The organism is Rhodoferax ferrireducens, from assembly GCF_049302455.1.
In the GTDB taxonomy this organism is placed as follows: domain Bacteria; phylum Pseudomonadota; class Gammaproteobacteria; order Burkholderiales; family Burkholderiaceae_C; genus Rhodoferax; species Rhodoferax ferrireducens_B.
In genome coordinates, this window is the sequence record NZ_JBAQMD010000037.1 from 1 (window position 1) to 25,947 (window position 25,947).

General features: G+C 59.7%; 24 protein-coding genes, 1 tRNA gene and 1 pseudogene. 11 read left to right on the forward strand and 15 right to left on the reverse strand.

Annotation, left to right across the window (positions count from 1 at the left end; genetic code table 11):
- Positions 1 to 102: 102 nt before the first annotated feature.
- From WA157_RS06320 to ftsY, 4 genes and pseudogenes are all read right to left on the reverse strand, one after another.
- Positions 103 to 192, reverse strand: a pseudogene (locus tag WA157_RS06320) (ParA family protein); the annotation flags it as partial.
- A gap of 78 nt (positions 193 to 270) precedes the next feature.
- Positions 271 to 942, reverse strand: coding sequence for an alpha/beta hydrolase (locus WA157_RS06325; RefSeq protein WP_422620157.1), 672 nt, complete (start codon positions 940 to 942; stop codon positions 271 to 273).
- 6 nt (positions 943 to 948) lie between these two features.
- The gene (locus tag WA157_RS06330) at positions 949 to 1,980 is read right to left on the reverse strand and encodes a GGDEF domain-containing protein (RefSeq protein WP_422620158.1); all 1,032 of its coding nucleotides are present in this window, start codon (positions 1,978 to 1,980) and stop codon (positions 949 to 951) included.
- A gap of 76 nt (positions 1,981 to 2,056) precedes the next feature.
- On the reverse strand, positions 2,057 to 3,151 hold the full coding sequence (gene ftsY / locus WA157_RS06335; RefSeq protein ID WP_422620159.1) for a signal recognition particle-docking protein FtsY: 1,095 nt from the start codon (positions 3,149 to 3,151) through the stop codon (positions 2,057 to 2,059).
- Between the two features lie 29 nt (positions 3,152 to 3,180).
- Here ftsY and WA157_RS06340 point away from each other — a divergent pair, with 29 nt between their 5' ends.
- The 8 genes from WA157_RS06340 to WA157_RS06375 all read left to right on the forward strand — a co-directional run bounded on the left by WA157_RS06340 (position 3,181) and on the right by WA157_RS06375 (position 12,180).
- Entirely contained in the window at positions 3,181 to 4,710 is a 1,530-nt protein-coding gene (locus WA157_RS06340; RefSeq protein WP_422620160.1) for a M16 family metallopeptidase, read from the forward strand.
- Between the two features lie 32 nt (positions 4,711 to 4,742).
- Complete coding sequence (locus WA157_RS06345; RefSeq protein ID WP_422620161.1) at positions 4,743 to 6,125, forward strand: M16 family metallopeptidase; 1,383 nt, start codon at positions 4,743 to 4,745, stop codon at positions 6,123 to 6,125.
- 76 nt (positions 6,126 to 6,201) lie between these two features.
- Positions 6,202 to 7,182 (forward strand): YihY/virulence factor BrkB family protein, encoded by a 981-nt coding sequence (locus WA157_RS06350; RefSeq protein WP_422620162.1) that lies wholly within the window; start codon positions 6,202 to 6,204, stop codon positions 7,180 to 7,182.
- Positions 7,183 to 7,231: 49 nt separating this feature from the next.
- Positions 7,232 to 7,858 (forward strand): 16S rRNA (guanine(966)-N(2))-methyltransferase RsmD, encoded by a 627-nt coding sequence (gene rsmD, locus WA157_RS06355; protein WP_422620163.1) that lies wholly within the window; start codon positions 7,232 to 7,234, stop codon positions 7,856 to 7,858.
- Between the two features lie 77 nt (positions 7,859 to 7,935).
- Positions 7,936 to 8,436 (forward strand): pantetheine-phosphate adenylyltransferase, encoded by a 501-nt coding sequence (coaD, locus tag WA157_RS06360; RefSeq protein WP_422620164.1) that lies wholly within the window; start codon positions 7,936 to 7,938, stop codon positions 8,434 to 8,436.
- 127 nt (positions 8,437 to 8,563) lie between these two features.
- Entirely contained in the window at positions 8,564 to 9,034 is a 471-nt protein-coding gene (locus WA157_RS06365; protein WP_422620165.1) for a universal stress protein, read from the forward strand.
- Positions 9,035 to 9,062: 28 nt separating this feature from the next.
- Positions 9,063 to 11,732, forward strand: a complete 2,670-nt coding sequence (locus WA157_RS06370) for a cation-translocating P-type ATPase (protein WP_422620166.1) — start codon at positions 9,063 to 9,065, stop codon at positions 11,730 to 11,732.
- 178 nt (positions 11,733 to 11,910) lie between these two features.
- The gene (locus WA157_RS06375) at positions 11,911 to 12,180 is read left to right on the forward strand and encodes a YfhL family 4Fe-4S dicluster ferredoxin (protein WP_318667588.1); all 270 of its coding nucleotides are present in this window, start codon (positions 11,911 to 11,913) and stop codon (positions 12,178 to 12,180) included.
- 24 nt (positions 12,181 to 12,204) lie between these two features.
- On the opposite strand, the gene WA157_RS06380 is transcribed toward WA157_RS06375, so the two are convergent.
- The 8 genes from WA157_RS06380 to WA157_RS06415 form a co-directional block, all read right to left on the reverse strand.
- On the reverse strand, positions 12,205 to 12,657 hold the full coding sequence (locus WA157_RS06380) for a hypothetical protein (protein WP_422620167.1): 453 nt from the start codon (positions 12,655 to 12,657) through the stop codon (positions 12,205 to 12,207).
- 40 nt (positions 12,658 to 12,697) lie between these two features.
- Positions 12,698 to 13,321, reverse strand: coding sequence for an aminoacyl-tRNA hydrolase (pth, locus tag WA157_RS06385; protein WP_422620168.1), 624 nt, complete (start codon positions 13,319 to 13,321; stop codon positions 12,698 to 12,700).
- 141 nt (positions 13,322 to 13,462) lie between these two features.
- The gene (locus WA157_RS06390) at positions 13,463 to 14,149 is read right to left on the reverse strand and encodes a 50S ribosomal protein L25/general stress protein Ctc (RefSeq protein WP_422620169.1); all 687 of its coding nucleotides are present in this window, start codon (positions 14,147 to 14,149) and stop codon (positions 13,463 to 13,465) included.
- Between the two features lie 144 nt (positions 14,150 to 14,293).
- The gene (locus WA157_RS06395) at positions 14,294 to 15,271 is read right to left on the reverse strand and encodes a ribose-phosphate pyrophosphokinase (protein ID WP_422620170.1); all 978 of its coding nucleotides are present in this window, start codon (positions 15,269 to 15,271) and stop codon (positions 14,294 to 14,296) included.
- Positions 15,272 to 15,339: 68 nt separating this feature from the next.
- A tRNA-Gln gene (locus tag WA157_RS06400) sits at positions 15,340 to 15,416 on the reverse strand.
- A 14-nt stretch (positions 15,417 to 15,430) separates the two neighbouring features.
- Complete coding sequence (ispE, locus tag WA157_RS06405) at positions 15,431 to 16,294, reverse strand: 4-(cytidine 5'-diphospho)-2-C-methyl-D-erythritol kinase (RefSeq protein WP_422620171.1); 864 nt, start codon at positions 16,292 to 16,294, stop codon at positions 15,431 to 15,433.
- Positions 16,291 to 16,800 carry a lipoprotein insertase outer membrane protein LolB gene (locus WA157_RS06410; RefSeq protein ID WP_422620172.1) on the reverse strand — a complete coding sequence of 170 codons (510 nt, stop codon included), beginning with the start codon at positions 16,798 to 16,800 and terminating at the stop codon, positions 16,291 to 16,293. The genes ispE and WA157_RS06410 overlap by 4 nt, the downstream gene beginning before the upstream one ends.
- Positions 16,800 to 18,563, reverse strand: a complete 1,764-nt coding sequence (locus WA157_RS06415) for a tetratricopeptide repeat protein (RefSeq protein ID WP_422620173.1) — start codon at positions 18,561 to 18,563, stop codon at positions 16,800 to 16,802. Before WA157_RS06415 ends, WA157_RS06410 begins: the two co-directional genes overlap by 1 nt.
- A gap of 20 nt (positions 18,564 to 18,583) precedes the next feature.
- Here WA157_RS06415 and mutM point away from each other — a divergent pair, with 20 nt between their 5' ends.
- The 3 genes from mutM to mutY are packed head-to-tail and all read left to right on the forward strand — an operon-like array spanning position 18,584 to position 22,480.
- On the forward strand, positions 18,584 to 19,399 hold the full coding sequence (gene mutM, locus WA157_RS06420; RefSeq protein WP_422620174.1) for a bifunctional DNA-formamidopyrimidine glycosylase/DNA-(apurinic or apyrimidinic site) lyase: 816 nt from the start codon (positions 18,584 to 18,586) through the stop codon (positions 19,397 to 19,399).
- Between the two features lie 49 nt (positions 19,400 to 19,448).
- Positions 19,449 to 21,428 (forward strand): dynamin family protein, encoded by a 1,980-nt coding sequence (locus WA157_RS06425; RefSeq protein WP_422620175.1) that lies wholly within the window; start codon positions 19,449 to 19,451, stop codon positions 21,426 to 21,428.
- Positions 21,429 to 21,445: 17 nt separating this feature from the next.
- On the forward strand, positions 21,446 to 22,480 hold the full coding sequence (mutY, locus tag WA157_RS06430; protein WP_422620176.1) for an A/G-specific adenine glycosylase: 1,035 nt from the start codon (positions 21,446 to 21,448) through the stop codon (positions 22,478 to 22,480).
- On the opposite strand, the gene rapZ is transcribed toward mutY, so the two are convergent.
- The 3 genes from rapZ to WA157_RS06445 are packed head-to-tail and all read right to left on the reverse strand — an operon-like array spanning position 22,466 to position 25,927.
- Complete coding sequence (gene rapZ, locus WA157_RS06435) at positions 22,466 to 23,371, reverse strand: RNase adapter RapZ (protein WP_422620177.1); 906 nt, start codon at positions 23,369 to 23,371, stop codon at positions 22,466 to 22,468. The genes mutY and rapZ overlap by 15 nt on opposite strands.
- Positions 23,352 to 25,028 carry a DNA repair protein RecN gene (gene recN / locus WA157_RS06440; RefSeq protein ID WP_422620178.1) on the reverse strand — a complete coding sequence of 559 codons (1,677 nt, stop codon included), beginning with the start codon at positions 25,026 to 25,028 and terminating at the stop codon, positions 23,352 to 23,354. Before recN ends, rapZ begins: the two co-directional genes overlap by 20 nt.
- A 2-nt stretch (positions 25,029 to 25,030) precedes the next feature.
- Entirely contained in the window at positions 25,031 to 25,927 is an 897-nt protein-coding gene (locus tag WA157_RS06445; RefSeq protein WP_422620179.1) for an NAD kinase, read from the reverse strand.
- Between the last annotated feature and the right edge of the window lie 20 nt (positions 25,928 to 25,947).

Below are 25,947 nucleotides of genomic sequence, written 5' to 3' on the forward strand. Positions count from 1 at the left end.
ATAGCACGCCACCGTCTCGAGTGGCGGCTTAGTCCAACGGGATCTTTTGCCTACCGTTCGCGGAACGGCCGCCCCAGTTTTGATTCAGCTCTTTAGCCCGCGACCGCCAGGCAAAAGACTCTCTGCAATATGTGTGGCCAGAGTGGACTTGCCCACGCCGCCTTTTGGATTGGCAACCACGACCACTGGCATGACGCGCTCCTGTAAATTGAACTCTGTGCGCTATGTTAGCGGCAGGCAAAAACAACACAAGACTCTTTCAGACCATCCTCAGCCCAGCACGTCGGCCAGGAAAAGCGAGATGTCGGCCACTTCGCGCGGATGCACACTGTGCGGCATCGGGTAGCTGTGCCATTGCACCGGGTAACCCAGGCTGAGCAGCAGATCGCGCGAGGCTTCTCCCCGGACCGGCGCCACCACCGGGTCCTGGCTGCCGTGCGCCATGAAGATGGGCGTGCAGGCATTGGCGGCGCTGCGCTCGGCGGCAAAGGTATCTGCCAGCGGCAGGTAGCCCGACAGCGCCATCAGGCCTGCCAGCCGCTGCTTGAAGCGCAAACCGGTGTGTAGCGCCATGGCGCTGCCCTGCGAGAAGCCCGCCAGCACAATGCGCTGGTACGGGATGCCGCGTGCCGCCTCGTGCTCGATCAGTGCGGCAATTGCCAGCGCGGACTTCTGGATGCCGGCCACGTCCTGACGGCTCACCAGATCGGTGCCGCGAATGTCATACCAGGCCGGCATGACATAGCCGCCGTTGAGGGTCACCGGCATAGAGGGCGCGTGTGGAAAGACAAAACGGATCGGTGGGCAGGCGCGCAGGTCCAACTCGGGCACCAGGCCAGCAAAGTCATTGCCATCGGCGCCCAGACCGTGCAGCCAGATGACGGCAGCCGTGGGCTGCGGGGCCGATTCAATTTCTATGCGGGGAAGCAGGGTATTTGTCATATCTAATCAGAATAATTCCATGTCGCCGACGTTAGCGGCCTGCTCCACCAGCGCACCACTGGCAATCAGGGCTGCATGGCTGCACACCTGGTTGCGGCCATGCTCCTTGGCATAGTAAACCGCCTTGTCGGCGCGCTCAAAAGCGCCACTGGGGGTGTCGCCGGTTTTGATTTCAGAAAAACCGATGCTGATGGTGATGGTGCCAACCTGGGGAAACAGGTAATTTTCGGTGTTGGTTCTGAGCCGCTCCAGCGCGGCAGCCGCCTCGGCCTCGCCATTGCAGCGCATCAGCACCACAAACTCTTCCCCCCCAAAACGGTAGAGCTGGTCGTGAAAGCGAAAACTGACGCGCATCAGGCGTGCCAGCAGCAGCAGCACTTCGTCGCCGATGAGGTGTCCGAAGTTGTCATTGACATGCTTGAAATGGTCAATGTCAATCATCGCCAGCCAGAAGCTTCCGCTGCAGCTGGTGTCGCGCCGCTTGTCGGGCACGCTGTCGACGGCGACGTGTTGCGCCAGCGTTGCCTTGAGGAAAGCGCCATCAAAGGTCTTGCGGTTGAGCAGTTCAGTCAGTGCATCGCGCTCGCCATAGTCGAGCAGGCTCTGAAAATTGAGGTACAGGCGCAGCACACCACTGACCAATCGGCTCAGTTCCTCAGACAGCGGCTCATGGGTGGCAACTTCAAGCACGCCAATAGCGCCCGGGTTGCCGCTCACCGGAAATACCGTGATGCCGGGATATAGCCTTGACCGCATCACCAGTTTGCCGACGCCGGCCTGCTGGCGCAGCGGGTACTCGGCCAAACGTGGCAGGGTGAGCAAATCGGACCAGGCCGAGTCAAATGTGGGCACCCGTTGATCAGCCTTAATCTGGGCGGTGGTCAGCCAGCGCTCATTGCCGGCTTCACCCACAACGCGGTAGATCGCTGCAGTCTGCGGCTGCAACAAGTCATGGATGGCACTGACCAGGGCGAGGTCGAGCGCATCACGATCCCGAAGGCCGGTCAGGTCGGCTAACTTATCAACGAGTTGTGACATGCGCGCAGTTTAGCGGGTTGAAGCGGCCCACCTAGAGGGTTACTGCCGATAAGCACATGGCAAAAAGCCTATGTCGTCACGCCAACAGTGCCTGCGCAAACTCACGGGCATTAAACGTCTCAAGGTCTTCAAGCTGCTCGCCCACGCCGATGAAGTACACCGGCACCGGCCGCTCGCGCGCAATGGCGGCCAGCACGCCGCCCTTGGCGGTGCCATCCAGCTTGGTAACGATCAGGCCCGTCAGGCCCAGCGCCTCGTCAAATGCCTTCACTTGCGTCAAGGCGTTTTGACCGGTGTTGCCGTCGATCACCAGCAGGATTTCATGCGGTGCCGTAGCGTCGGCTTTTTGCACCACGCGCTTGATCTTTCGCAATTCTTCCATCAGGTGCAACTGGGTTGGCAGGCGTCCAGCGGTGTCGACCAAAACCACGTCCTTAGCACGCGCTTTGCCAGCGCTGACCGCATCAAAGCTCACGGCCGCCGGGTCACCGCCCTGCTGGCTGATGATCTCCACGCTGTGGTCGGGCGTGTCGGTGCTGATGCCCGCTCGCGTCGCCCAAACGCCCAGTTGCTCACGCGCGGCCGCCCGGAAAGTATCCGCAGCGGCCAGCAACACACTGGCGCCGTGCATCGCCAGGTGCTGGGTGAGCTTGCCAATCGAGGTGGTTTTGCCCGCACCGTTGACACCAGTGACCATGATGACGGTGGGCTTGTGCTGCCCGATGACCAGCGGCTTTTCCAGTGGCAGCAGCAATTCGGTGAGGCTTGCCACCAAAATGTTTTTCAGGGCCACCGGGTGGGTAATGCCACTGTCCTTGACCTTGCGCCGCAAATCATCAAGCAGGTACTGGGTGGCCGCGACACCCGTATCGGCCATCAGCAGCGCGCCTTCAAGCTCTTCGTAGAGCGCCTCGTCAATCCGGGTGCCGCTAAAAACGCCGGAGATGCTGTTGGCCGTCTTGCCCAGGCCAGCTTTGAGCTTCTCCAGCCACTTCTGCCGCTCTGGCGGCACGCTGGGCGCAACAGGAATGTCGATCGGCGTGACCAGCGCGCTGCCAATCAACGAAGCACCGGGTGTGGCGGCTGCCGCGGTCGCTGGCGCGGTCGCAAGCTCGGGCGATTTTGGCAATACAGGGGCAGGCGGAGGTTTCTTTTTGAAAAAACTGAACATTTGGCAACTTCTTAGAATCACAGCATTCTATGAAACGACTCACCTCCCCTGCGCCCATGCGCTTGATATACCAGTATTTTTCCCGCTTTTCGCTCCGCGCAGTCGTCACGTCTTGGGCGCAACTGTCAGTTCGACCACGCGTGCATGAACCCTCCAGTCCCCGGCCGCGTGCTGTGTGGCAACGCTTGCCCTGGTACGGCCTGTTGCTTTTGGGCGGCCTGACGGCTCACGCGCAAACCCCGAGCCCGGTGGAACAATTCACCCTGGCCAACGGCTTGACCGTCATCGTCAAACCCGATCGACGCGCGCCCACTGCCGTCCACATGCTGTGGGTGCGGGTGGGTGCCATGGACGAGGTGAACGGCACCTCCGGCGTGGCGCATGTGCTGGAGCACATGATGTTCAAAGGTACACCGACCGTGCCCGCCGGTAAGTTCTCGCGCCGGGTCGCGGCCCTGGGCGGGCGCGAGAATGCTTTTACCACCAAGGATTACACCGGCTTTTACCAGCAGATTCCCGCCGCGCGGCTGGAAGAAGTGATGAAGCTGGAGGCCGACCGCTTTGCCCATAACCAGTGGCCTGACGGTGAATTCAAAAAAGAGCTGGAAGTGGTCAAGGAAGAGCGCCGCCTGCGCACCGAAGACAAGCCGCGCGCCCTGTTGCATGAAGCGCTCAACGCGGCTGTTTTTGTTGCATCGCCCTACCGGCGGCCCGTTGTCGGCTGGATGAGCGACCTGGAGGCCTTGACGCCAGCGGATGCACGGGCGTTTTACCGACGCTGGTATGTGCCGGCCAACGCGGCGGTGGTCGTGGCCGGTGATGTGGACGTAGCGCAGGTGCATCGACTGGCTGAAAAATACTATGGTGTTTTGCCCGCACGGGCCGTGCCAGAGCGCAAGCCGCAGCAGGAACCTGAACAGGCCGGCCTCAAACGCCTGGCGTTCAAAGCACCCGCTGAACAAGCGTATGTGAGTTTGGCATTCAAGGTGCCGAGCCTGAAGTCTTTGGATGCGAAAAAAGAGAACGCTGACGCGCTGGCGCTCACCGTGCTCGCCGCCGTGCTGGACGGCTACAGCGGTGCCCGGCTGGAGCGCGCCTTGACCCAGGGCGAAGGTCGTGTCGCTGACAGCGTCGGCGCCGACAACGGCCTGTGGGGTCGTGGGCCGCAGTTGTTCTCGCTGGTAGGCGTGCCCTCGAATGGCAAGACGGCCGAGCAAGTCGAGCTCGCGCTACGCGCGCAAGTGGCGCGCGTAGCGCGCGACGGTGTGCTTGAGGCGGAGCTGGCGCGCGTCAAGACCCAATGGGTGGCGAGCGAGGTTTACAAGCTCGATTCGGTCTTCAACCAGGCGCAGGAGCTGGGCAGCAACTGGGTACAGGGGCTGCCGCTGGACGCGGACGCGCTTTTGATCGAGCGCTTGCGTGCGGTCACCGCGGAACAGGTCAAGGACGTGGCACAGCGCTATTTTGGCGATGACCAGTTGACCGTGGCCGTGCTATTGCCGCAGCCGTTGGACAAAACCCGCACCCGGCGCACGCCCCCAGCGGGCGCCCGGCATTGATGAAGCACCTGACACCGATCAAAGCACACCTCATGATTACTATAAAAAAAATAGCTGCGTGGGCAGCATGGATGGGGGCTACAGCTCTATTTCTTATAAATCCGGTGCAGGCCGGCATTCCCATTGAACATTGGACGCAAGCCTCCGGCGCGCAAATCTACCTGGTGCAGAGCCACGGCATTCCGATGCTGGATGTGCAAATCGACTTTGACGCCGGCAGTCGGCGCGACCCGGCCGACCAGGCCGGGCTGGCCAGCGTCAGCGCCGGCATGACCGGCAAGGGGGTACTGGCAGGTCCGGGCAATGCAGCGGGTGCTGGCGCCACCGAACCCGCCCTGGACGAGAATGCCTTGAGTGAAGCCTGGGCGGACCTGGGTGCCTCGTTCCACGCCGGTGCCAGCCGCGACCGCATGAGTTTTTCGCTGCGCTCGCTCACCTACCCGGAGTTGCTGGCCCAAGCGGTGCAACTCGCGGCCCGCCAACTCGGTGAGCCCGCCTTCCCCGAGGCGATCTGGCAGCGTGAGCGTGAAACCCTGAACGCCGCCATCAAGGAAGCCAATACCCGCCCGGCAACGCTGGCAAATCGCGCCTTCGCGGCGGCAGTTTACGGCCCACACCCCTATGGCTTTGAGATGACAGAGGCCACCTTGGCGCGCATCGACGTGTCGGATATGAAGTCACTGCATGCCCGCCTGATTGCCCCATGCCGGGCCAAGGTGACGCTGGTGGGAGCGGTCAACCGGGCACAGGCCGAAGCGTTGGTGACGCAGTTGTTGGCGCGCCTGCCCACCGCGGACGCCGCCTGCCCGGCGCTGCCGCCCTTGGCGGAGGTGGTGCCGCTGGACCAACCTGTCGTCAAACAGATTTCATTCGACTCGGCGCAGGCCCATGTGCTCATCGGACAACCCGGTTTCAAGCGCAATGATCCCGATTACTTTGCGCTGACGGTGGGCAACTACATTTTGGGCGGTGGCGGCTTTGTCTCGCGCTTGACGAACGAGGTCCGCGAAAAGCGGGGTTTGAGCTACAGTGTGTACAGCTACTTTGCCCCCGGCTTGCATGCCGGTGCGTTTACGCTGGGCCTGCAAACCCGGCCCGACCAGGCCGGGCAGGCGGTGCAGGTGTCTCGCGACGTGCTCGCCAATTTTGTCGCCCGCGGCCCGACCGAGGCCGAACTCAAAGCCGCCAAAGACAACCTGATCGGTGGCTTTGCCCTGCGCATCGACAGCAACCGAAAATTGCTCGACAACGTTGCCAACATCGCCTGGAATGGGCTCCCGCTGGGCTACCTGGAAACCTGGACGCAGCAGGTGGCGAAGGTCACGGCCAAAGACATCAGGGCCGCATTTCAGCGCAAGCTGCAGCCAGACAGGATGGTGACGGTGGTGCTGGGTGGGGTGAACGCTGGCAAATGAGGGTTAATCAGCACGCCCAGAGTCAAATGCCGATTGATGCGTTCCATTTTTAGCGGGTAAATCTTCACAACATCAAATGCCCGACATGTATCTCAAACAAATCTGGAGTTTGATCAATAAATCGGTAGCGGCGTGGATCAACGACTATGCCCCGAGCATGGGCGCCGCGCTGGCCTACTACACGCTGTTTTCGATGGCCCCGCTGCTCATCATCGTGATCGCTGTGGCCGGCCTGTTTTTTGGCGCGGAAGCGGCCCGCGGTGAAATTGTGGCGCAGATCCAGGGCATCATTGGTTGGGAAGGTGCCGTCGCGGTACAGGGGCTGCTCAAGAGCGCCAGGGAACCGGCGCAGGATTTGCTGGCAGCGCTGGTCAGTCTCGTGACGCTGCTCGTTGGAGCCACCACGGTATTCGCCGAATTGCAAAGCGCCCTTGACCGCATCTGGCGCGTTCCCGCCTCCGTGAAAGGGAACGGTCTCTGGACCCTGCTGCGCACGCGCCTGCTGTCGTTCGGCCTGGTATTGGGCTTGGTGTTTCTTCTGCTGGTCTCGCTGGTGGTCAGTGCCGTGATCGCCGCCTTGGGCAAATGGAGTGATGGGCTTTTCCAGGGCTGGGAAACCGTGCTTCATCTGCTCACATTCGGCGTCTCTTTTGCCATTTCAACTTTACTGTTTGCGATGATTTACAAGCTGATGCCGCGCGCCAGCATCGCCTGGCGGGATGTGTGGATTGGCGCAGCGGTAACGTCGTTGTTGTTCGAAATTGGCAAGTTTTTGATTGGTCTGTATCTGGGAAAGACCGGCGTGGCGTCCAGTTTTGGTGCTGCAGGGTCCTTGGTGCTGCTGTTGGTGTGGGTCTATTTCTCGGCGCAAATTTTTCTGCTCGGGGCTGAGTTCACTTGGGTGTTTTCACACGAGTACGGCTCCAAAGCGAGCCAAATTGCGCACAAATCGGCCTCGATCGTGCCAAGCCGTTCGGACGGGACAACTGCGGCAGCGGATGCCAAAATTGGCGACCTGCGGGCATCAAATCACGAATCAAGTGAAATAGACAGCTAGTGGACGCGCTACCATGGCACAAGAATTTTCTCCTTACTCAAGCTCCCTGATGAAACAAGACAAATCCGTAGCGCCACAGAAACCGGCGCGGCCCATCCGGCCCCGCAGCCCGCAGACACATGAGGTGCGCATCATCGGTGGTCTCTGGAAGCGCACCAAGCTCGCCGTGGTCGAACATCCGGGCCTGCGCCCGACACCCGACCGCGTGCGTGAGACCCTGTTCAACTGGCTGGGTCAGGACCTGACCGGTTGGCGCTGTATCGATGCGTTTGCCGGTACCGGTGCGCTCGGTTTCGAAGCCGCGTCCCGTGGCGCCAAAGAAGTGTTGCTGGTGGAACAGGACACCGCCCTGGTGGCCCAGCTCAAGCGCGTTCAGATCCAACTGCAAGCCAGCACAACGCAGATTGTGCGAGGTGATGGCTTGGCGGCCCTCAAACACTTGGACCCAGCCAGCATGGACGCCGTGTTCCTGGATCCACCCTTTGACTCCGTGCTGTTTGAAGCGGCGCTGCAAGCAGCAGGCCGCGCCGTGGCAGCAGGTGGTTTTGTGTACTTGGAGGCCCCAATTCCATGGACAGACGCGCAACTTGAGAGCGCCGGGCTGCAAGTGCACCGGCACCTCAAAGCCGGTGCTGTTCACGCCCATCTGCTCAAGCGCATCGGGTTAGACGCTTGAGCGGCACTGCATAATGTTCATCAGCCAAGCCCCATTGAGCCACTGAACTCTTTCTTCACCCAATTGACAGGCAAATAATGGCCAACGACGTGATTGCTGTTTACCCCGGCACTTTTGACCCGATCACCCTGGGCCACGAAGATGTGGTGCGGCGCGCAACGCAGTTGTTTGACCGCGTCATCGTGGCGGTCGCAGCGGGGCATCACAAAAAAGCGCTGTTTTCGTTGGAGGAGCGCATGGCCATGACGCGTGAGGCGGTGAAGCACTACCCGAAGGTGCAGGTGGAGAGTTTTTCAGGATTGCTGCGCGATTTTGTGGTGTCACAAGGTGCCAAGGCCATGGTGCGCGGCCTGCGCGCCGTGACCGACTTTGACTACGAATTCCAGCTCGCGGGCATGAACCGCAGCCTGATGCCTGATGTAGAAACTGTTTTTTTGACACCGAGCGACAGATATCAATTCATCTCCAGCACCTTTGTGCGTGAAATCGCCGCGCTCGGGGGTGAGGTGGACAAATTTGTGTCAGCCAGCGTGAATCAACGTTTGATCGAAAAAGTTCGCAGTCTGGCCCAGCCCTGAGGTCAGAGCCGTTGGCAATGACTGGCGTATATTGACCCCCTGTGGCAGCAGGGTTCAAGCGCGCTTTCCACGCTTGGACCATTTAAACCTCAGTCTTCAAGAACCCGAACTCAAACCGGAGAAAAAAATGAAAATATTATTGCCCGTGGATGGCTCCACTGTCGCGTTGGACGCTGTTCGCTTTGCCATCCGCATGGCGCAAGAAGGCCTGGAGAGCAGCATGGTGCTGGCCAATGTTCAGGAGTCCGCCACTTTGTATGAGTTGATGGTTGCGCACGATCCACAAGTGATTGAAGAGGTCAGCGCCGCGGCTGGCGCTCATACGCTGGCGGCAGCCGAGGCGCTACTGCAGGAGGCCAACATTCCCTATGAGTCTGAAGTGGCCTCAGGTGATCCAGCCCATACCCTGATTGATATTCTGGAGCGGTTTGGATGCGATCTGGTGGTGATGGGTGCCAGCGGCATGAGTCCCTTGCGCAGTGCCTTGCTGGGATCGGTATCCAATGAAGTGCTGCACGCCGCGAATGTGCCGGTCATGATTGTCAAGGCGGCGCAAGCGCCGGATGTTGATGAGGCTGACCTTGATGAGGTTCAATGACAGGGGTTGAGCCCGCATTGAAGTCACGATGGCGCAGGACGAACCCCCGGTTACCAAGGATAGCTGGCACCTGCATGATGCCCAGGAGCTAGCCCGCCGGCACGGGGTAGACCCGGCGCATGGCCTGCATGAAGACGAGGCTAGCCGCCGTGCGCAACAGCACGGCCCGAACGAAATCCAGGGGCGGCCGGGGCGCAGTCTTTGGGCTCAGTTCCTTGACCAGTTCAAGGATTTCATGGTACTGGTACTGATCGCCGCCGCGGTGATCTCGGGCGTCATCGGCGATCTGGTTGATACGCTGGCGATTCTGGTGATTGTGCTGCTCAATGCCGCCATCGGATTTGTGCAGGCGTGGCGGGCTGACAGGGCCATGGCGGCACTCCAGCAACTGGCCGCCACCCAGGCCACCGTCTTGCGCAGTGGGCAGGCGCAGGTGGTCCCGGCCAGTGAATTGGTGCCCGGTGATATTGTGTTGCTGGAGGCCGGCAACCAGGTGCCGGCGGATCTGCGCTTGATCGAGATTGCGCAACTCAAGGTGGACGAATCAGCCCTGACCGGCGAGTCGGTCACAGTGGCAAAACACACCTCCACATTGAATGGGGTCGCACATTCGCTGGGCGACCGTCTCAACATGGCCTTCAAGGGCACCACGGCCACCCACGGGCGCGGACGCGGTCTGGTGGTCGCCACCGGCATGGCAACCGAGCTGGGCAAGGTGGCCGGGCTGCTGGACCGCGACACCGACCGCAGCACACCGCTGCAGCTGCGCCTGGCGGCATTTGGCAAACGGCTGGCGCTGGCGGTCATCGCCATCTGCGGGGTGATTTTTCTGGTCGGGGTGATGCGCGGTGAGGCGCCGGTGCTGATGATCCTGACCGCCGTGAGCCTGGCCGTGGCCGCCATTCCCGAGGCCTTGCCTGCAGTGGTGACGGTGCTGCTGGCGCTGGGCGCGCGTCGCATGGTGTCGCTCAATGCCCTGATCCGCCGTTTGCCTTCGGTCGAGACGCTGGGTTCGGTCACCTTCATCTGCTCAGACAAGACCGGCACCCTGACGCAGAACCGCATGCACGCCGAACTGCTGCTGGCCGATGGGCAGGAGTGGGTGCCGGGAAGCGGCGCCCCGGGTCGCGAGCTTGCCGGGCCGCTCCATCTGGAGCTGTTGCGTGCGGCAGCCTTGTGCAACGACGCCAACCGCAACCGCGATGGGCTGTGGCAGGGCGATCCGACCGAAACGGCGCTCACGCAAGTGGCGCTGGAGGCCGGGCTCGACAAGGCCAAACTGGAGCACCAGTTTGAACGGGTGCAGGAACTGCCGTTCGACTCGGAACGCAAGCGCATGAGCACCGTGCATCGATCGGAGACAGGCTTTTTGGCCTACACCAAGGGTGCGCCCGAATCGGTGATTCCCCTGTGCAGCACGCAATGGCGTGTACAGGGTGCGGTGCCGCTGCAACAAGAGGCCATGCTGGCGACCGCCGAGGCCATGGCGGCCCGGGGCTTGCGCGTGCTGGCACTGGCGCGCCGCACGCATGCGACGCTGCCCGCGCCCGGTGAAGTCGAGTCGGTGGAGTCCGGCCTGAGCCTGATCGGGCTGGTGGGCTTGATCGATCCGCCGCGCCCGGAGGCGGCGCTCGCCGTGCGCGACTGCCAAACGGCAGGCATCACGCCGGTGATGATCACGGGCGACCACCCGGCCACGGCGCTGGCGATTGCGCGGCGTCTGGGCATCGTCGTGGATGGCTACGCCGAGGTGCTGACCGGGCTTGAGCTGGCTTCCATCGATGAAGCAGCGTTGCGCGAGCGCGTGGCTTCCGTGCGGGTCTACGCACGGGTCGATCCGGCGCAGAAGATTCGCATCGTCGAAGCCTTACAGGCGCGCGGTGAATTTGTCGCCATGACTGGCGACGGCGTGAACGACGCACCGGCCCTCAAGCGGGCCGATATCGGTGTGGCGATGGGCCGTGGCGGCACCGATGTGGCGCGCGAGGCGGCGAGCCTGGTCCTGCTGGACGACAACTTTGCCACCATCGTCGCCGCCGTGCGGGAAGGCAGGCGCATTTACGACAACATCCGGAAATTTGTCCGCTATGCCATGACCGGCAATTCGGGCGAAATCTGGACCATCTTTTTGGCCCCAATGCTGGGCTTGCCCATCCCGCTGCTGCCCATTCACATCCTCTGGGTCAACCTGGTGACAGACGGCCTGCCGGGCCTGGCGCTGGCGGCCGAGCCAGCGGAGCGCGGCATCATGCAGCGCCCGCCACGCGCGCCGCAGGAGAGCCTGTTCGCAAACGGCCTGTGGCAGCACATTTTGTGGGTTGGTTTGCTGATCGGTGGTTTATGTCTGCTGGTGCAGGCCTGGGCGATGTCCACCGGCCATGCGCACTGGCAGACCATGGTGTTTACCGTGTTGACGCTGGGGCAAATGGCGCATGTGCTGGCGATCCGCTCGGAGACCGAGTCACTGTGGCGCCTGGGCCTGGGTTCGAACCGGCCGCTTCTCGGCGCTGTGCTGCTGACTTTCGTGCTGCAAATGGCCACGATTTACGTGCCGGTGCTGAACCCGATTTTCAAGACACAGGCCCTGAGTCCGGTGGAGCTGATGTTATGTCTCGCGGCGTCCGCTGTGGTCTTCATCGCGGTCGAGATCGAGAAGCTCTGGCTGCGCCACAAGCGCCCCACTCTCGCAGCGTCGTGAGGGGGCCGCTTACCGAAAGCCGCGGTGGCTGGCGAGTGCCGCACACTGACCCTATCCGGTTGTTCGATTGTGGGCCTGATGCCAGTAGGGACTTGGAGCCGCCTGGTGTGGCAGCATCGATAATTAGAACCATGTTAGTTAATCCGAATACCTTTGACCCTGCAACGGATGTCCAGCCATGGCTTTGATCATCACTGACGAATGCATCAACTGCGACGTGTGCGAGCCGGAGTGCCCCAACGAGGCCATTTATCTGGGCGTCGAAATTTACCAGATTGATCCGCATAAATGCACCGAATGTGTCGGGCATTTTGACGAACCCCAATGCGTGCAGGTCTGCCCGGTGGCCTGCATACCGATTGATCCGCAGTTTGTGGAAGACCGGGAAACACTGTGGCAGAAATACCGGCGGCTGCAGCTTGAGGTGAAGAAGCCCGTCGTCCTTTGAGCGACGCCATCAACGGAGCCGGCGTCAGATCTTGTTCACGTCCTTTTCCGGCGTGCTCTTTTTGAGCGTCGATTTTTTCTTTTTGTCGCCCGGAAGCTGCGCGACAAAATAGTCAGACTCTTTTTCTTTCTTCTTCTTCAGTTTCGCCTGCTGGGTACTGAGCTTTTTTGGGGTCTTGGCGCTTGCTGGCTTTTCCAACGACTTTTTCGCCGGTGTGTTCGCAGCCAGGTCTTTTTTCTCTTGCGCCAGCCGGGCCTTCTCCATCGCGTCAGCAAGACGAGCATCACGACCAATGGCCAGATCGGTTTGATCTTTCTGGGCAGAAGTGCGCGGGTCCGCAGGATCGATAAGGTCCCCACCGATACAGGGCGTCTGGCTGTAGACATTGCCACACTTATAGACTTTTTGAGCGCTAGCCCCCGTCGATAAAGCGCAAGAAGCTATGATAAACATAGCAATTAACGTGTGGCCTGGCATGGTGCAGCTCCGGTTGGATGGGATAAAAGCGTGTCTGGATTTACGGCACTGCAGGCACTGTATTTTCAGGCCTGGGCGGCTTCGGTCTGGGCGGCTTGCTGGTGTGTATCAGCAGCGTGGCTTTGTCCATGTCGCCAGCCAACAGGTGCGGCAGGGCTGTGATGGCGCGGGCGATGCACTGATCCATCGCCAGTCGGTGATCCAGCGAGGGTTTTTTCAACACCCAGTTGATAACTTCCGACTTGACGCCCGGATGCCCCACACCCAGGCGCAAGCGCCAATAGTCGTCAGTACCCAGTTGAGCGTGAATGTCGCGCAAACCATTGTGGCCGGCATGGCTGCCTCCAAGCTTGAGCTTGGCCTCGCCGGGCACGATATCCAGTTCGTCGTGCGCCACCAGTATTTCCTGGGGCTCAATTTTGAAAAAACGGGCCAGTGCGGCGACCGATTTACCGCTCAGGTTCATGAAGGTTTGCGGTTTGAGCAGCCAGACCGCTTGCCCGTTGACGGTGACTCGCGCTACCAGGCCATGGTAAGTTTTGTCCATCGCCAGACTTGCCTTGAGCTCGCGGGCGACCGCGTCCAGCCACCAAAAGCCCGCGTTGTGACGGGTGAATTCGTATTCGGGGCCGGGGTTGCCAAGACCAACAAAGAGTTTGATCATGTCCAAATTATCAGGGTAAGCGCAAAAAAACAAAATGGCCCACGAGTGGGCCATTGATGGGCAGTTGGCAGCTAGTCATTGCCATTGATGCAACACAGCGCGACCTGCGTGGCAGGTTGCGCTGTGCCAACGCTTCAAGCGTTACTTCTTCTTGGCTGCTGGTGCTTTGGCTGCAGGCGCTTTAGCTGCAGGCGCTGCCTTGCCAGCTGCCGCGGGCGCAGCAGCAGCAACTGGTGCCGCGCCAGCTTCGGCGACCGGCGCTTCTGCGGCACCAATAACCACCACCGATACCAGAACCGGGTTTTTGTTGCCGTGTGTTACGGCGGTCACGCCCTTGGGCAGTGCGACATCGGCCAAGTGCAGAGAGGCACCTTTTTTCAGGCCACTCAAATCCACAGCGATGAATTCAGGCAGATCAGTCGGCAGGCACAACACTTCGATTTCGGTGATCACGTGATTGGCAATGCAGCCTTCGGTCTTGACGGCAGGCGAGTTTTCATCGCCGCTGTAGTGCAATGGCACTTTCATGTGCAGTCGGGTACTGGCATCAACGCGCTGGAAGTCAACGTGCAGGATGAGCTGCTTGAACGGGTGCATTTGCACGTCACGCAGCAAAACCTTATTGTCTTTTCCGTCCAGCTCCATATCCAGAACGGCGGCGTGGAATGCCTCTTTTTTCAGGGCATGCCAGAGGGCATTGTGATCGATCTCGATCTGCTGTGGCTCAGCGCCACCACCATAAACAATACCCGGTGTGCGACCGGTGATGCGGAGACGGCGGCTCGCACCCGTACCCTGCTTGGCGCGCTCAAAAGCGACGAATTTCATAGTTTCTACTCCAGGAGGAGTCCACCGCGACCAGTGTGACTCCGATTTAAAAAAGCTCAATACACATCATGTTTTGTGCTTGAGCCCACTTTTGCCCAAATCAGAAAGACTCTGCGAAACCTCTTATGAAGCTCTGCAGAAACCTCAAAAGAGGTTATCCTGATCCGAGAACAAACTCATGACTGAATCGCCTTTGGCAATACGCTGGATCGTCTCGGCGATCAGCGGCGCGACACTCAGTTGCCTAATTTTTCCGCAGGCGGATGCCGTCTGACTCAAAGGGATGGTGTTCGTGACCACCACTTCATCAAGCGCATCGCCATTGGTGATGCGCTCTATGGCGGGACCCGAAAAAATAGGGTGCGTGCAGTAGGCATAAACTTTTTTTGCGCCGCGTTCTTTCAAAACCTCAGCCGCTTTGACCAGGGTGCCAGCAGTGTCGATCATGTCATCCATGATGACGCAGTTGCGGCCATCAATCTCTCCAATCACGTGCATCACTTCGCTCACATTGGCTCGGGGACGACGTTTGTCGATGATGGCGAGGTCGCAATCGAGCTGCTTGGCCAGGGCGCGTGCGCGCACCACACCCCCCACATCGGGTGACACCACAATCAGGTCTTCATAGTTCTTCTGACGCAGATCGCCCAGCAAAACGGGGGACGCAAAAATATTGTCGACCGGAATATCAAAAAAGCCCTGAATCTGGTCCGCATGCAAATCCATGGTCAGAACACGGGCCACACCGACAGTCTGCAGCATGTTGGCGACGACCTTGGCCGTAATCGGGACACGGCTGGAGCGTGGGCGACGGTCTTGCCGCGCATAGCCGAAATAGGGGATCACGGCACTGATGCGTTCTGCCGATGCGCGCTTGAGTGCGTCCACCATGATGAGCAATTCCATCAGGTTATCGTTGGTCGGAGCGCAAGTGGACTGCACCACAAAAACATCCCTGGCCCGCACGTTTTGATTGATTTCGACGGTGACTTCACCGTCCGAGAATCTACCAACCGTCGCCGCTCCCAGTGAAATATTGAGGTAGCTGGCAATGTCCTCTGCCAAAGCCGGATTGGCATTGCCGGTAAAAACCATGAAATCAGGGGTATGGGGAGCCTGCATGAGTATTCCAGCGATTGAGTAGCGTTTGCGTCAGTACGTCCGGCGGCCGGCCCATACAACAAAATATTTGGCAGGGGAAGAAGGATTCGAACCTTCGCATGCTGGAATCAAAATCCAGTGCCTTAACCAACTTGGCGACTCCCCTACACGGGTTGGCAGCTAAGCGCTCCCAACCGACAACCTGTCGCTGACTGCCCAACCCACCAAGGGATGAACATCCAAACTGTTACATAACCTGACCTGAAAACCGCTTGGAGCGCCTCTCAGATCAACATCTTGCAACGTTTGTGCAAACACCGCGCTTCCAGAGCCTGTCATCCGACCACTGAGTCCATGCGATGCAAGCCACTCAAGGGCCTGGGTCACGCCGGGACAAAGTCTTTGGGCAACACTCTGCAGGTCGTTACGACCAAAACCGAATGCATTTGCAGCGAAGCCTGAAATTATAGCTGTTTCACTGTCCCTTTTAAGAGCCGGATCCGAGAAAATTAATCTTGTTTCGAGTCCCTCTACGGGCTTGACCACCAAAAAGCGACCTGAGGGCAGTACAACAGGGTCCATTTTCTCACCGATTCCTTCAACCCAGGCGTTGTGACCACCCAGAAAAAACGGGACATCGGCACCCAGTTGCAGCCCGATGCTGATTAGCTTTTCGAGTGAAAAGTTGAGCCGCCACAGACAGTTCAATGCCAACAGGGTCGATGCCGCATCGGAAGATCCACCGCCCATGCCCGCTTGCGCGGGAATGCATTTTTCGATCCCGATATGAACGCCTAAGGGGCTGCTGCTGGCAGCCTTCAGAGCCCGCGCAGCGCGCACAACAAGGTCATCAGGCGGCAAGGGCGTCGCAAGATCCTCTCGGCTGATTTGTCCATCGGCACGCAGGTCAAAATGCAGTGTGTCGCACCAATCAATCAGCATGAAGACCGATTGCAGCAAATGATAGCCATCGCTTCTCCTGCCTGTGATGTGCAAAAACAGGTTCAGCTTGGCCGGGGCGCAAATATCGTAGAGTGACTTCACTTTTCAAGCACCAGACGCAGTTCCGTCACGGGCGCGGGCTCTGTACGCCGGGCGGTGACCCGGCCATTAGCCAGTTGCGACAGGTCGGCACTCCAACCCGCCACACTCATGTTGTCTCCCGCCAGCCAGGCAAAGAGCGCCGCTACGGGTATCTCGGCGCCGACTGCCTGCTGGATCAAGGCGTCCAGCGATGCAAAAGAGCGAATGTCGCCATTGGTGCGCATAAAGGCCGTTTGGGCCGACCAGGAGAGCGCCGCGGCGGTCGTACCCAGAGGCGTGTACAGCGTCAACTCACCGGCCTGGGCGTTGCCAGTCAGCTCAAACGCGGCAGCAAAAGCCTGGGGCTGAGACTGTGCCTGATCGGACTCGACCCGAACCGCCAGCCGCCCGCGCCAAATTGAACGCTCAGACTGATTTGTGGTGCTGCCCCCCGCCGGGACTGCACAACCTGCTATAAACACAATAGCAAAAAAAACAGCCGCAAAACCAGTTATTCCACGCCGCATCACAAGGTCACGCGCAGGCGTTTCAGTGTTTCAAGCAGGGTTTCATTTTCGGCGTTGATTTCCAAGCCCTGCTTCCAGGTGCTCAGCGCCTGATCGCGCTGACCCAGGTTCCACAAGACCTCACCCAAATGAGCTGCAATTTCTGCATCCGGGCGGGCTTTGAATGCGGTCTCCAGAATGCGTTGAGCCTCGGCCAAGTTGCCACTGCGGAATTCAACCCAGCCCAGACTGTCGCTAATGAAGGGGTCACCTGGCGCATAGTCCAGCGCCTTCAAAACGAGCTGTTTGGCCTCGACCAAGCGAATGCTTCGCTCTGCCAGTGAGTAGCCTAATGCGTTGTAGGCATGGGGATCGTCGGGTTTGCCCGCGATGACACTGCGCAGCAGCTGTTCCATCTCGTCGAGCTTGCCCAGCTTTTCGGCCACCATGGCCAGGTCATAAGTGAGGTCGAAATCCCCGGGGTTGGTCGAAACAGCCTGGGCCAGAAGTTCATAGGCGGCCGGGTACTGCTTGCTGTCACGCAACAGTTGTGCTTCGGCACTTATTTTTAGCCGACCGTCTGCAGGAGACACCTCGGGTTGGCTGCGAATCAGTTGGCGCGCGTCTTCCAGCTTGCCCTGCCGCGCCAGGAGCGCGGCCCGGCGCAGTTGGGCATTGAGCCGGTCTTCTTGGCTGTCAATGCGTTGTAGCCACACATCGGCCTGAACAAAATCCTTTCTTTGCTCGGCAATTTGGGCCAAGGAAAGATAAGCCTGAGTCAAACCACGCTGCGCTTGCGGGCGCGGTGTTTCATTGCGCTGGGCCAATGTCCGATCCACAAATTGCTGCAGTGAGCGTTCGGCCACGGCGGGATGGCCCTCCTGTAATTCGAGTACGCCTCGTATCAGCCATGCCTCGGCATAGTCAGGTTTTTCAGAAGTCACAAGCTGCAGCTGCGTTGTCGCCTCAGCATAGCGCTGCGCGTCCAGCAAGACGCGCACATACAACATTCGCAGCTCGGGCCGCGGTTTACCTTCGAGGTATTTAGTCACAAGGGCTTCAGCTTGCGGCACTTTGGCACCCATCATGGCCAAGGCCAGCAAGACGGGATGCTCTGATTTGGCATCCAGCGCCTGGGCCTTGCGCGCCGCGCTCAATGCGCCGCTGGCGTCATCGGCATCAAGGCGCATGCGTCCGATAACGCTCCAGGCAGCAGCGCCGGTCCCTGGCGCGTTCAAGTAACCGGCCAGCGCTTGCTCAACCGTGCTGGCGGCCAGTTTCTTATCGGCCGCGCGGGCAAAGTAGCGTGCAAGACCCAAGATGGTGCTGACCCGCTCTTTGGCATCGCTTGTTGCAACCTCGCTCTTGAGCGGCTCCAGTGTCTCGCCAATACGGTTCAGACCAATCAATATTTGCAGGACGTAGCGATTGGCCTCGCGTGATGCGGGCTGCGCTTGTTTCCAGGCACGCGCGGCCAGCAACGCCGAGTCGCCCGAGCGTGCCTGCAATGCGATGTCAACAGCACGTTGGTAGAGTTTTGGATCATTCGTTTTTCGCGCCGCATCAAGGATCAGCGAGTAAGCGGCGCCGGGTTCACCGCCGCGGGCATTGAGTTCCCCCAACAACAATTGATAAAAGAGCTCGCTGCTGAGCGCTGAAGTCGTGGACTCAGCCGCTTTTCCAGACTGCGTTTGTGCATTCACACTCAACGCGCAAACGAGGGCGAGCAGCACGGGGAAACGACGGAAACGGTGAAAAGGCATCATAAGATGATAATAATCCATGCCACCCAAATTTCTTTGCCATGCCCGAATTGCCTGAGGTTGAAGTCACACGGTTGAGTTTTGCCTTCGAAATAGCAGGCGCAAAAGTCATTTCCGTGCGCATCGGCAAACCGTTGCGCTGGCCGTTGGGATGCTCTCCCGCCCAGTTGGCGGGGCGATCCGTGCAGACAGTGCGCAGACGTGGCAAGTACTTGTTGATTGATCTTGATCAAGGCTTGCTGCTTGTGCACTTGGGCATGTCCGGCAGCTTGAGTTTTGCCAGGCAATTGCCCCCCGCTGGCGTCCATGACCATTTTGAGATGGCAACCACTCTTGGCACGCTGCGACTCACTGACCCCCGCCGGTTTGGGGCGGTGGTTTACGCAATGGGTGAGGACGCGCCCGAAGCCCACAAACTTTTGGGCAAACTTGGCATGGAGCCTTTGTCTGACGATTTTGATGTTGACCGCTTTCATGACGAATTGAAGCGCCGCAGAGCGGCGATCAAGCAGGTATTGCTGGCGGGTGATACGGTGGTGGGCGTGGGCAATATTTACGCGTCAGAAGCCCTGTTTATGGCCGGCATTCGACCAACCCTGAGCGCTGCCCGACTGAGCCGGCCGCGCAGCGCCAGACTGCACGCAGCGATCCGGGATGTGCTGGCGCGCGCGGTGGCAAAGGGCGGCAGCACCCTGCGGGACTTTTCCAGCGCAAAGGGCGAGAACGGACATTTTCAGCTGGAAGCCATGGTTTATGCCCGACAAGGTCAGCCCTGCCGGGTCTGCGCAACGCCCATCAAATCCTTCCGACAGGGTCAGCGGTCGACGTTTTACTGCCCTCATTGCCAGAAAGCCTAGGCGTTGAAGCGCCGCTCGGTGCTATATTGAAACATTGCGCGGAGGCAATTTGGCAACTTCATTCAACGAACAATTTGATTTGCACGGCACGTGGCGGCGTGAGTTTGCCCTGCGCCTGAAGCTATTGGCCGAGTGGCTGAACGACCACGAACTACTCGACGCGGCCGTGGAAGAGCGCTTGCGCCGCCTGGAAGCCCAGGTGCGCGTCGACAAAGTCATGGTCGCGTTTGTGGGCGAGTTCTCGCGCGGCAAATCCGAGTTGATCAACGCCATTTTTTTTGCCGGCTACGGCCGGCGCATCATGCCCGCCAGCGCCGGGCGAACCACGATGTGCCCGACCGAGATGAGTTATGACGCGGACGTTCCACCCTGTCTGCGTCTGCTGCCGATTGAGACACGCCTGCAACCGCAAGCCTTGATGGAATGGCGCATGGTGCCCGAGAAATGGACGCGCATTGATCTGAACGTGCATGATCCAAAGCAGCTTGCGGAGGCTCTTGAGAAGGTGGCGGAAACCCGTCATGTGACACCGACCGAAGCCACAGCGCTTGGTTTTTGGCAGACCGAGACGCCCGAAGACAATCCGACGGTCAATGCGCAAGGCCTGGTGGAAGTCCCCAAATGGCGGCATGCCTTGATCAATATTGCGCATCCTTTATTGAAACAGGGCCTGGTGATTCTGGACACGCCAGGCCTTAACGCCATCGGCGCCGAACCTGAACTGACGGTCAGCCTGATTCCACAGGCCCATGCCGTCGTTTTTATTCTGGGCGCAGACACCGGCGTCACCAAGTCGGACCTTGCCATCTGGCGTGAGCACCTGGTGGATGATTCGATCGATGCAAGTTCGCGGCTGGTGGTTCTCAACAAGATAGACACTTTGTGGGACGCCCTGAGTTCACCCGCTCAGGTGCAGGCGCAGATTGAGCGCCAGCAGGCTTCAACCGCCGAAATATTGGGCATCCCCAGGCAGCAGGTGATCCCGGTGTCCGCGCAAAAGGGCTTGGTGGCCAAGGTGACAGACGATTCGGCTTTGCTGGAACTCAGCTGTCTATCCACGCTTGAAGATGCGCTTAGCCGGGGCATCATGGGGCAACGGCAGAAAATGTTGGGTTCAGCCATCTTCAGCGGTATTTCAGATTTACAGGCCGAAACAGGCCGCGTTATTCACATGCGCAGACGTGACCTGACAGAGCAACTGATGGAGCTTGAGGGTCTGCAGGGCAAAAACTCAGCCGTGATCAAAAACATGCGGTCCCGCATTTCGCAGGAGCAAACCGAGTTTGATCTGGGCGGCGCGAAAATTCATGCGGTACGTTCGGTCCACCTGAAACTGCTGCGTGAAGTATTCAGTCTTCTGGGGCCGACAGCACTCAAGAAAGAAATGGCCCAGCTCACCCAGGTATTGCAACAAAAGGGCATCAAGCTGGGCGTCAAACGCGCCTATGGCGACACCTTTGAGCGGCTGCGCAACAACCTGCGGCAAGTGCAATCCATCAGCGCTGAAATCCAGGTCATGCTGGCAGCAACGTTTCGACAATTGAACGGCGAATACGGGTTTTCATTGCAGGCGCCAACCGAACCTGCCTTGGACGGTTATCTGCACGATCTTGATCTGGTGGAACGCAGCCATCTCCAGTACTTGAGTCTTGGCAACACGTTCAGGCTGGCGCAGCCTGAATTTGCAGATCGACTGGTGCGTGCCCTGTCCAACCGTCTGCGCACCATCCATGAAACGGCGTTGGGAGACCTTGAGTTGTGGAGCAAAGCGGCGGCGGCCCAACTCGATGTTCAGTTACGCGAGCGGCGGCGCAACTTCAATCGGCGACTGGAAGCAATTGATCGAATTCAACAGGCCTCCGGTGGACTCGGTGAGCGCATTGATGAAATTCAGGCGCAAAAAAACAACTTGAATCAACTCAACACCAAACTGTCAGAGCTAACCGGCTATCTGATGACGGCGACCGACCCGGCTCGGTGCGCGGTGACTGATGTCGCTGATGCAAGTGATGTCATTGAGCTGGTTTGACAAGCTTGAATGAAAGCGTGGTAACGGATTTCGCCACTCAGGTGGTGCGCTGGCAAAAGACCCATGGCCGCCATGATTTGCCATGGCAGAACACCCGCGATCCGTACCGGGTCTGGTTGTCTGAAATCATGCTGCAACAGACGCAGGTGGCGACCGTGCTGGATTATTTCCCCCGCTTTCTGGAACGATTCCCGAGCGTTGAATCGCTGGCCGCAGCAGCGCTTGATGACGTCTTGGGTTTATGGAGTGGCCTGGGCTATTACACCCGCGCCCGCAACCTCCATTTGTGCGCCGGGGCGGTCATGAGATTGCATGGTGGCTTTTTCCCCCAAACGGCCCAGTTGCTTCAAACACTGCCGGGTATTGGTCGCTCGACGGCCGCAGCCATTGCATCCTTGTGCTTTGGTGAACGGGTGGCCATTCTGGATGGCAACGTCAAGCGCGTGCTCACGCGCGTGCTGGGCTTTGACAGCGACCTGGCGTCAGTGGCCAACGAGCGACGGCTTTGGGATGAGGCGTCGCGAATGTTGCCGCTACGCGACCTGACGCATGCCATGCCGCGCTACACGCAGGGATTGATGGACTTGGGTGCCACGGTTTGTACCGCCAAAAAACCAGACTGCGCAGTCTGCCCGCTGGCCCGGTCTTGTGTGGCGCGGGGTCTGGGTCGGCCCGAGTCCTACCCGGTGAAGACGCGCAAACTCAAGCGCAGTTCACAGGCGATCTGGTTGTTATGGGCTCAAGGCGAAGATGACTGCGTGTGGCTGAGCCAGCGGCCGACCCCTGGGGTCTGGGCGGGGCTTTACTGCTTGCCATGGTTCGACCAGCGCGAGGCCCTGGAGGCGGCGGTTCCCGAGCGTTATCGCACCGCATTGCATGACACGCCTTCTTTTGTCCATGTCTTGACTCACAAGGACCTGTATCTGCATCCGGTTCAGGTGCAAATGCCGGGCTCTGCCCTGGCGTCGTCGCAGGGGCGGTGGATGAGCGCAGATGAGTGGCCGCGCTTGGGCTTGCCGGCCCCCGTTAAAAAATTGCTACTCCAGGGTTAACGGGCTGACTTCAAGTTCCCGGTGCCGAATCAAAGTCATCCACTGGTCGCCAAACAGCTCCGCCAATTTTTCTACGAGGTAGACCGAACGGTGCTGGCCACCGGTGCAGCCAATGGCTACCGTGACGTAGCTTCGGTGGTCCCGTGCCAGTGCGCCAAGCCATTGGTTCAAGAACTTCTGAATGTGCTCCAGCATGAGCGCGACGTCTGCCTGCTCCTTCAAAAAGTCAGCCACTGGCATGTCCCGCCCGGTCAGCTGGCGCAACTCGGGCTCGTAGTGCGGGTTCGGCAACATGCGCACATCGAACACATAGTCGGCATCACCCGGAATACCGCGCTTGAAGGCGAAAGACTCGAACACCAGTGTCAATTGCTCACCAGTCGTGGAGATCAGTGACTTGACGTAGCCCTGCAACTTCGACGGCCTGATGATGCTGGTGTCGATGACGTGAGCGTTTTCCCGCAGATCAGCCAGCAGTTCACGCTCGAGCTCAATGGCGTCCACCAGTGCGCGCCGCTGGTCGAGCGGGGAGTGATCGGAGGTGGCCTGTGACAGCGGGTGCTTGCGCCGGGTTTCCGAATAACGTCGCACCAGCGTTCCGGTTGTGGCATCCAGAAACAAGGACTTGACCATGACACCCTGCGCCCGCAGGGTCGCAAGCTGCTCGGGTACCAAGGGCAGCGACGAAGCCGTGCGAACGTCCATCGCAATGGCGACCCGTTTGGTTTGATGCATCTTCTGCAACGCAACGAATGGCAAAAAAAGTTCGGGCGGCAAGTTATCGACACAAAAAAAGCCAGCGTCTTCCAACGCGTGCAGTGCCACCGACTTGCCCGAGCCCGACATGCCGGTAATCAGGACAATCTGCAAATTATCGGCTTCGGACTTCATCGAATGATTCCCCTGTTTGCAGCATTTCCCTGGCGTGCGCCAGCGTCGTGCCTGACAGGCGCTCGCCACCCAACATGCGCGCCACTTCTGCCACCCGTTGTTCACCCTGCACAGCAAGGACTGAACTCATCGTCGACTTGCCCTGCAATTGTTTGGCCACCACCCAATGGTGGTCCGCACAGGCAGCGACCTGAGGCAGATGGGTCACCGCCAGCACCTGCCGGTCAACACCCAATTGCTGCATGAGGCGACCGACGGTCTCGGCCACAGCGCCACCCACGCCAGCGTCCACCTCGTCAAAAATAAGCGTCTGTGCGGTGCCAAGCCGGCTGGTCGTGACCGCGATCGCCAGCGCCATACGGGACAGCTCACCGCCAGAAGCCACTTTGTTGACCGGTCGGGGCGTACTGCCCGCATGCCCGGCCACCAGAAAGCTGACCTCTTCCAGGCCACTTTGCGTCGGCTGAGCAGAAGCTTGCAGTGCCACTTCGAACCGGCCCCCTTGCATACCCAGGCCCTGCATAGCCTGGGTGATGGCTGCGGCCAGCCGCGGAGCGGCTTTAGCGCGCGCCTTGGAGAGCTGCCGGGCCTGCTGCATATAGGCGCCCAGAGCCGCCTCGCACGCGGCTTCCAGCCCGGCCAAATCGCCGGCAGCATCGAGCTTTTGCAGTTCCTGTTTCCAGGACAGCAGCAAATCAGGCAACTCCGCCGGGTCTCTGCGGTAGCGTCTGGCCAAGGACAGCCACAAGGCCATGCGCTCATCGAGTTCGCCCAGGCGCTGGGGGTCAAGCTCGGTCTTGCGCAGGTAGCCCCGCAGGCAATGAACCGTGTCTTCCACCTGTGCCAGACTTGAGGTCAAAACCTCCGTCAGCCCTTTGAAATAGGGCTCAAGGTGCTCCTGCTGTTGCAGCAACTGGCAGGCGTCATGCAGCGCCACCAGAGCGCCGCCGTCATCGTCAGAACCCAGCGTCTGCAAGGCGCCTTGGGCAGCATCCAACAGGGCTTGCGCATGGGACAGTCGGCCGTGTTCTGTGTTGAGCTCAATCCACTCGTGCGGCTGCGGCGCCAGCTTTTCGACTTCACCAATTTGCCACGCCAGTCGCTCGCGCTCACGCTCTAACGACTCTTGCGCGCCATGGGCTTGCGCCAGATCGGTCTGCGCTTGACGCCACCGTTGCCACAGAGTTGCCAGGGCGGCAGATGAAACCTGGGCGTAGGCGTCCAGCAAGCCCCGTACAGCCTCCGGTCGGGTCAGACTTTGCCAGGCGTGCTGCCCATGAATATCAAGCAGTTGCTCTCCCACCGCCCGCAACTGGGTGGCCGTGGCCGGGCTGCCGTTGATCCAGGCGCGGCTTTTACCCTGGGCGTCCACGGTACGTCGCAACAAGAGGCTGTCACCGATTTCAAAGCCCGCAGTTTCAAGCCAAAGCGCCAGGTCAGCCGTCGCGTCGAACTCGGCGCTGACATCGGTGCGATTCGTGCCTTCGCGGATCACCCCAACATCGGCCCGGCCGCCGGTGACCAACTGCAGCGCGTCAATCAGGATCGACTTGCCGGCACCGGTTTCGCCGGTGAGAACGGTGAAACCGTCAGCCAGATCGAGGTCGAGCTCGCGAACAATCACAAAATCACGCAAGACAATACGTTTGAGACTCACAGTCAGGCCACTCCTTCATTCCAGTGCAATTTTTGGCGCAGGGTGTCAAAGTAGGACCAGCCTCTGGGGTGCAAAAAGCGCACATTGTGTTCGGAGCGTGTCACCACGATGCGGTCCCCTCGCAGCAGCGAGGCCAGCGATTGCGTGTCAAAACTGGCGCTGGCATCCCGTCCCGATATTATTTCTATAGCAATCTCTGTAATGTTGGCAAGGACTATGGGCCTATTTGACAAGGTATGTGGCGCAATGGGCACCAGAACCCAGCCCGGAATGGAAGGGTGCAGCAGCGGCCCGCCGGCTGACAGCGAATAGGCGGTGGAGCCGGTCGGTGTGGCAATGATCAGGCCGTCGGCGCGCTGATTCGCCACAAAGTGGCCATCCACTTCAACCCGCAACTCGACCATCCCGGAGGTAGCGGCCCGATTCACCACCACATCGTTCATGGCCAGGGCGTCATAAACACAGCGCCCGTCACGCATCACCCTGGCGTGCATCAGGCTGCGATGATCTTCTTCGAACTCACCGCGCAGCATCGGCGCCAGCGTGGATGCGTAACCGTTCAGCGGGATGTCTGTGATGAACCCCAGCCGCCCCTGGTTGATGCCAATCAGGGGCACGCCAAACCTGGCGAGTTGGCGGCCAATGCCCAGCATGGTGCCGTCGCCGCCCACCACCAAGCCAAGATCACATTTCGCGCCGATGGCGTCGACATTCAGTACCGGGTAGCCGGAAATGCCCATGTTGTGTGCGGTGTCGTGCTCAAAAACCACCTCGCAACCCTGTGCACCCAAAAAATGGGCAATGTCTTCCAGCACCCGACGCGAGGACGCGCCTGATGCGCCCGATGCCACCGTCTGGTATTTACCTATCAGCGCCACGTGCCGGAATTTTGATTTCATTGGCAAATTACATCACTAAA

Bases quoted from the DNA above. Each gene is read 5' to 3' on its own strand.
- WA157_RS06325 (WP_422620157.1), bottom strand. From the start codon at position 942: ATGACAAATACCCTGCTTCCCCGCATAGAAATTGAATCGGCCCCGCAG.
- WA157_RS06330 (WP_422620158.1), bottom strand. From the start codon at position 1,980: ATGTCACAACTCGTTGATAAGTTAGCCGACCTGACCGGCCTTCGGGAT.
- ftsY (WP_422620159.1), bottom strand. From the start codon at position 3,151: ATGTTCAGTTTTTTCAAAAAGAAACCTCCGCCTGCCCCTGTATTGCCA.
- WA157_RS06340 (WP_422620160.1), top strand. From the start codon at position 3,181: ATGAAACGACTCACCTCCCCTGCGCCCATGCGCTTGATATACCAGTAT.
- WA157_RS06345 (WP_422620161.1), top strand. From the start codon at position 4,743: ATGATTACTATAAAAAAAATAGCTGCGTGGGCAGCATGGATGGGGGCT.
- WA157_RS06350 (WP_422620162.1), top strand. From the start codon at position 6,202: ATGCCCGACATGTATCTCAAACAAATCTGGAGTTTGATCAATAAATCG.
- rsmD (WP_422620163.1), top strand. From the start codon at position 7,232: ATGAAACAAGACAAATCCGTAGCGCCACAGAAACCGGCGCGGCCCATC.
- coaD (WP_422620164.1), top strand. From the start codon at position 7,936: ATGGCCAACGACGTGATTGCTGTTTACCCCGGCACTTTTGACCCGATC.
- WA157_RS06365 (WP_422620165.1), top strand. From the start codon at position 8,564: ATGAAAATATTATTGCCCGTGGATGGCTCCACTGTCGCGTTGGACGCT.
- WA157_RS06370 (WP_422620166.1), top strand. From the start codon at position 9,063: ATGGCGCAGGACGAACCCCCGGTTACCAAGGATAGCTGGCACCTGCAT.
- WA157_RS06375 (WP_318667588.1), top strand. From the start codon at position 11,911: ATGGCTTTGATCATCACTGACGAATGCATCAACTGCGACGTGTGCGAG.
- WA157_RS06380 (WP_422620167.1), bottom strand. From the start codon at position 12,657: ATGCCAGGCCACACGTTAATTGCTATGTTTATCATAGCTTCTTGCGCT.
- pth (WP_422620168.1), bottom strand. From the start codon at position 13,321: ATGATCAAACTCTTTGTTGGTCTTGGCAACCCCGGCCCCGAATACGAA.
- WA157_RS06390 (WP_422620169.1), bottom strand. From the start codon at position 14,149: ATGAAATTCGTCGCTTTTGAGCGCGCCAAGCAGGGTACGGGTGCGAGC.
- WA157_RS06395 (WP_422620170.1), bottom strand. From the start codon at position 15,271: ATGCAGGCTCCCCATACCCCTGATTTCATGGTTTTTACCGGCAATGCC.
- WA157_RS06410 (WP_422620172.1), bottom strand. From the start codon at position 16,800: ATGCGGCGTGGAATAACTGGTTTTGCGGCTGTTTTTTTTGCTATTGTG.
- WA157_RS06415 (WP_422620173.1), bottom strand. From the start codon at position 18,563: ATGGATTATTATCATCTTATGATGCCTTTTCACCGTTTCCGTCGTTTC.
- mutM (WP_422620174.1), top strand. From the start codon at position 18,584: ATGCCCGAATTGCCTGAGGTTGAAGTCACACGGTTGAGTTTTGCCTTC.
- rapZ (WP_422620177.1), bottom strand. From the start codon at position 23,371: ATGAAGTCCGAAGCCGATAATTTGCAGATTGTCCTGATTACCGGCATG.
- WA157_RS06445 (WP_422620179.1), bottom strand. From the start codon at position 25,927: ATGAAATCAAAATTCCGGCACGTGGCGCTGATAGGTAAATACCAGACG.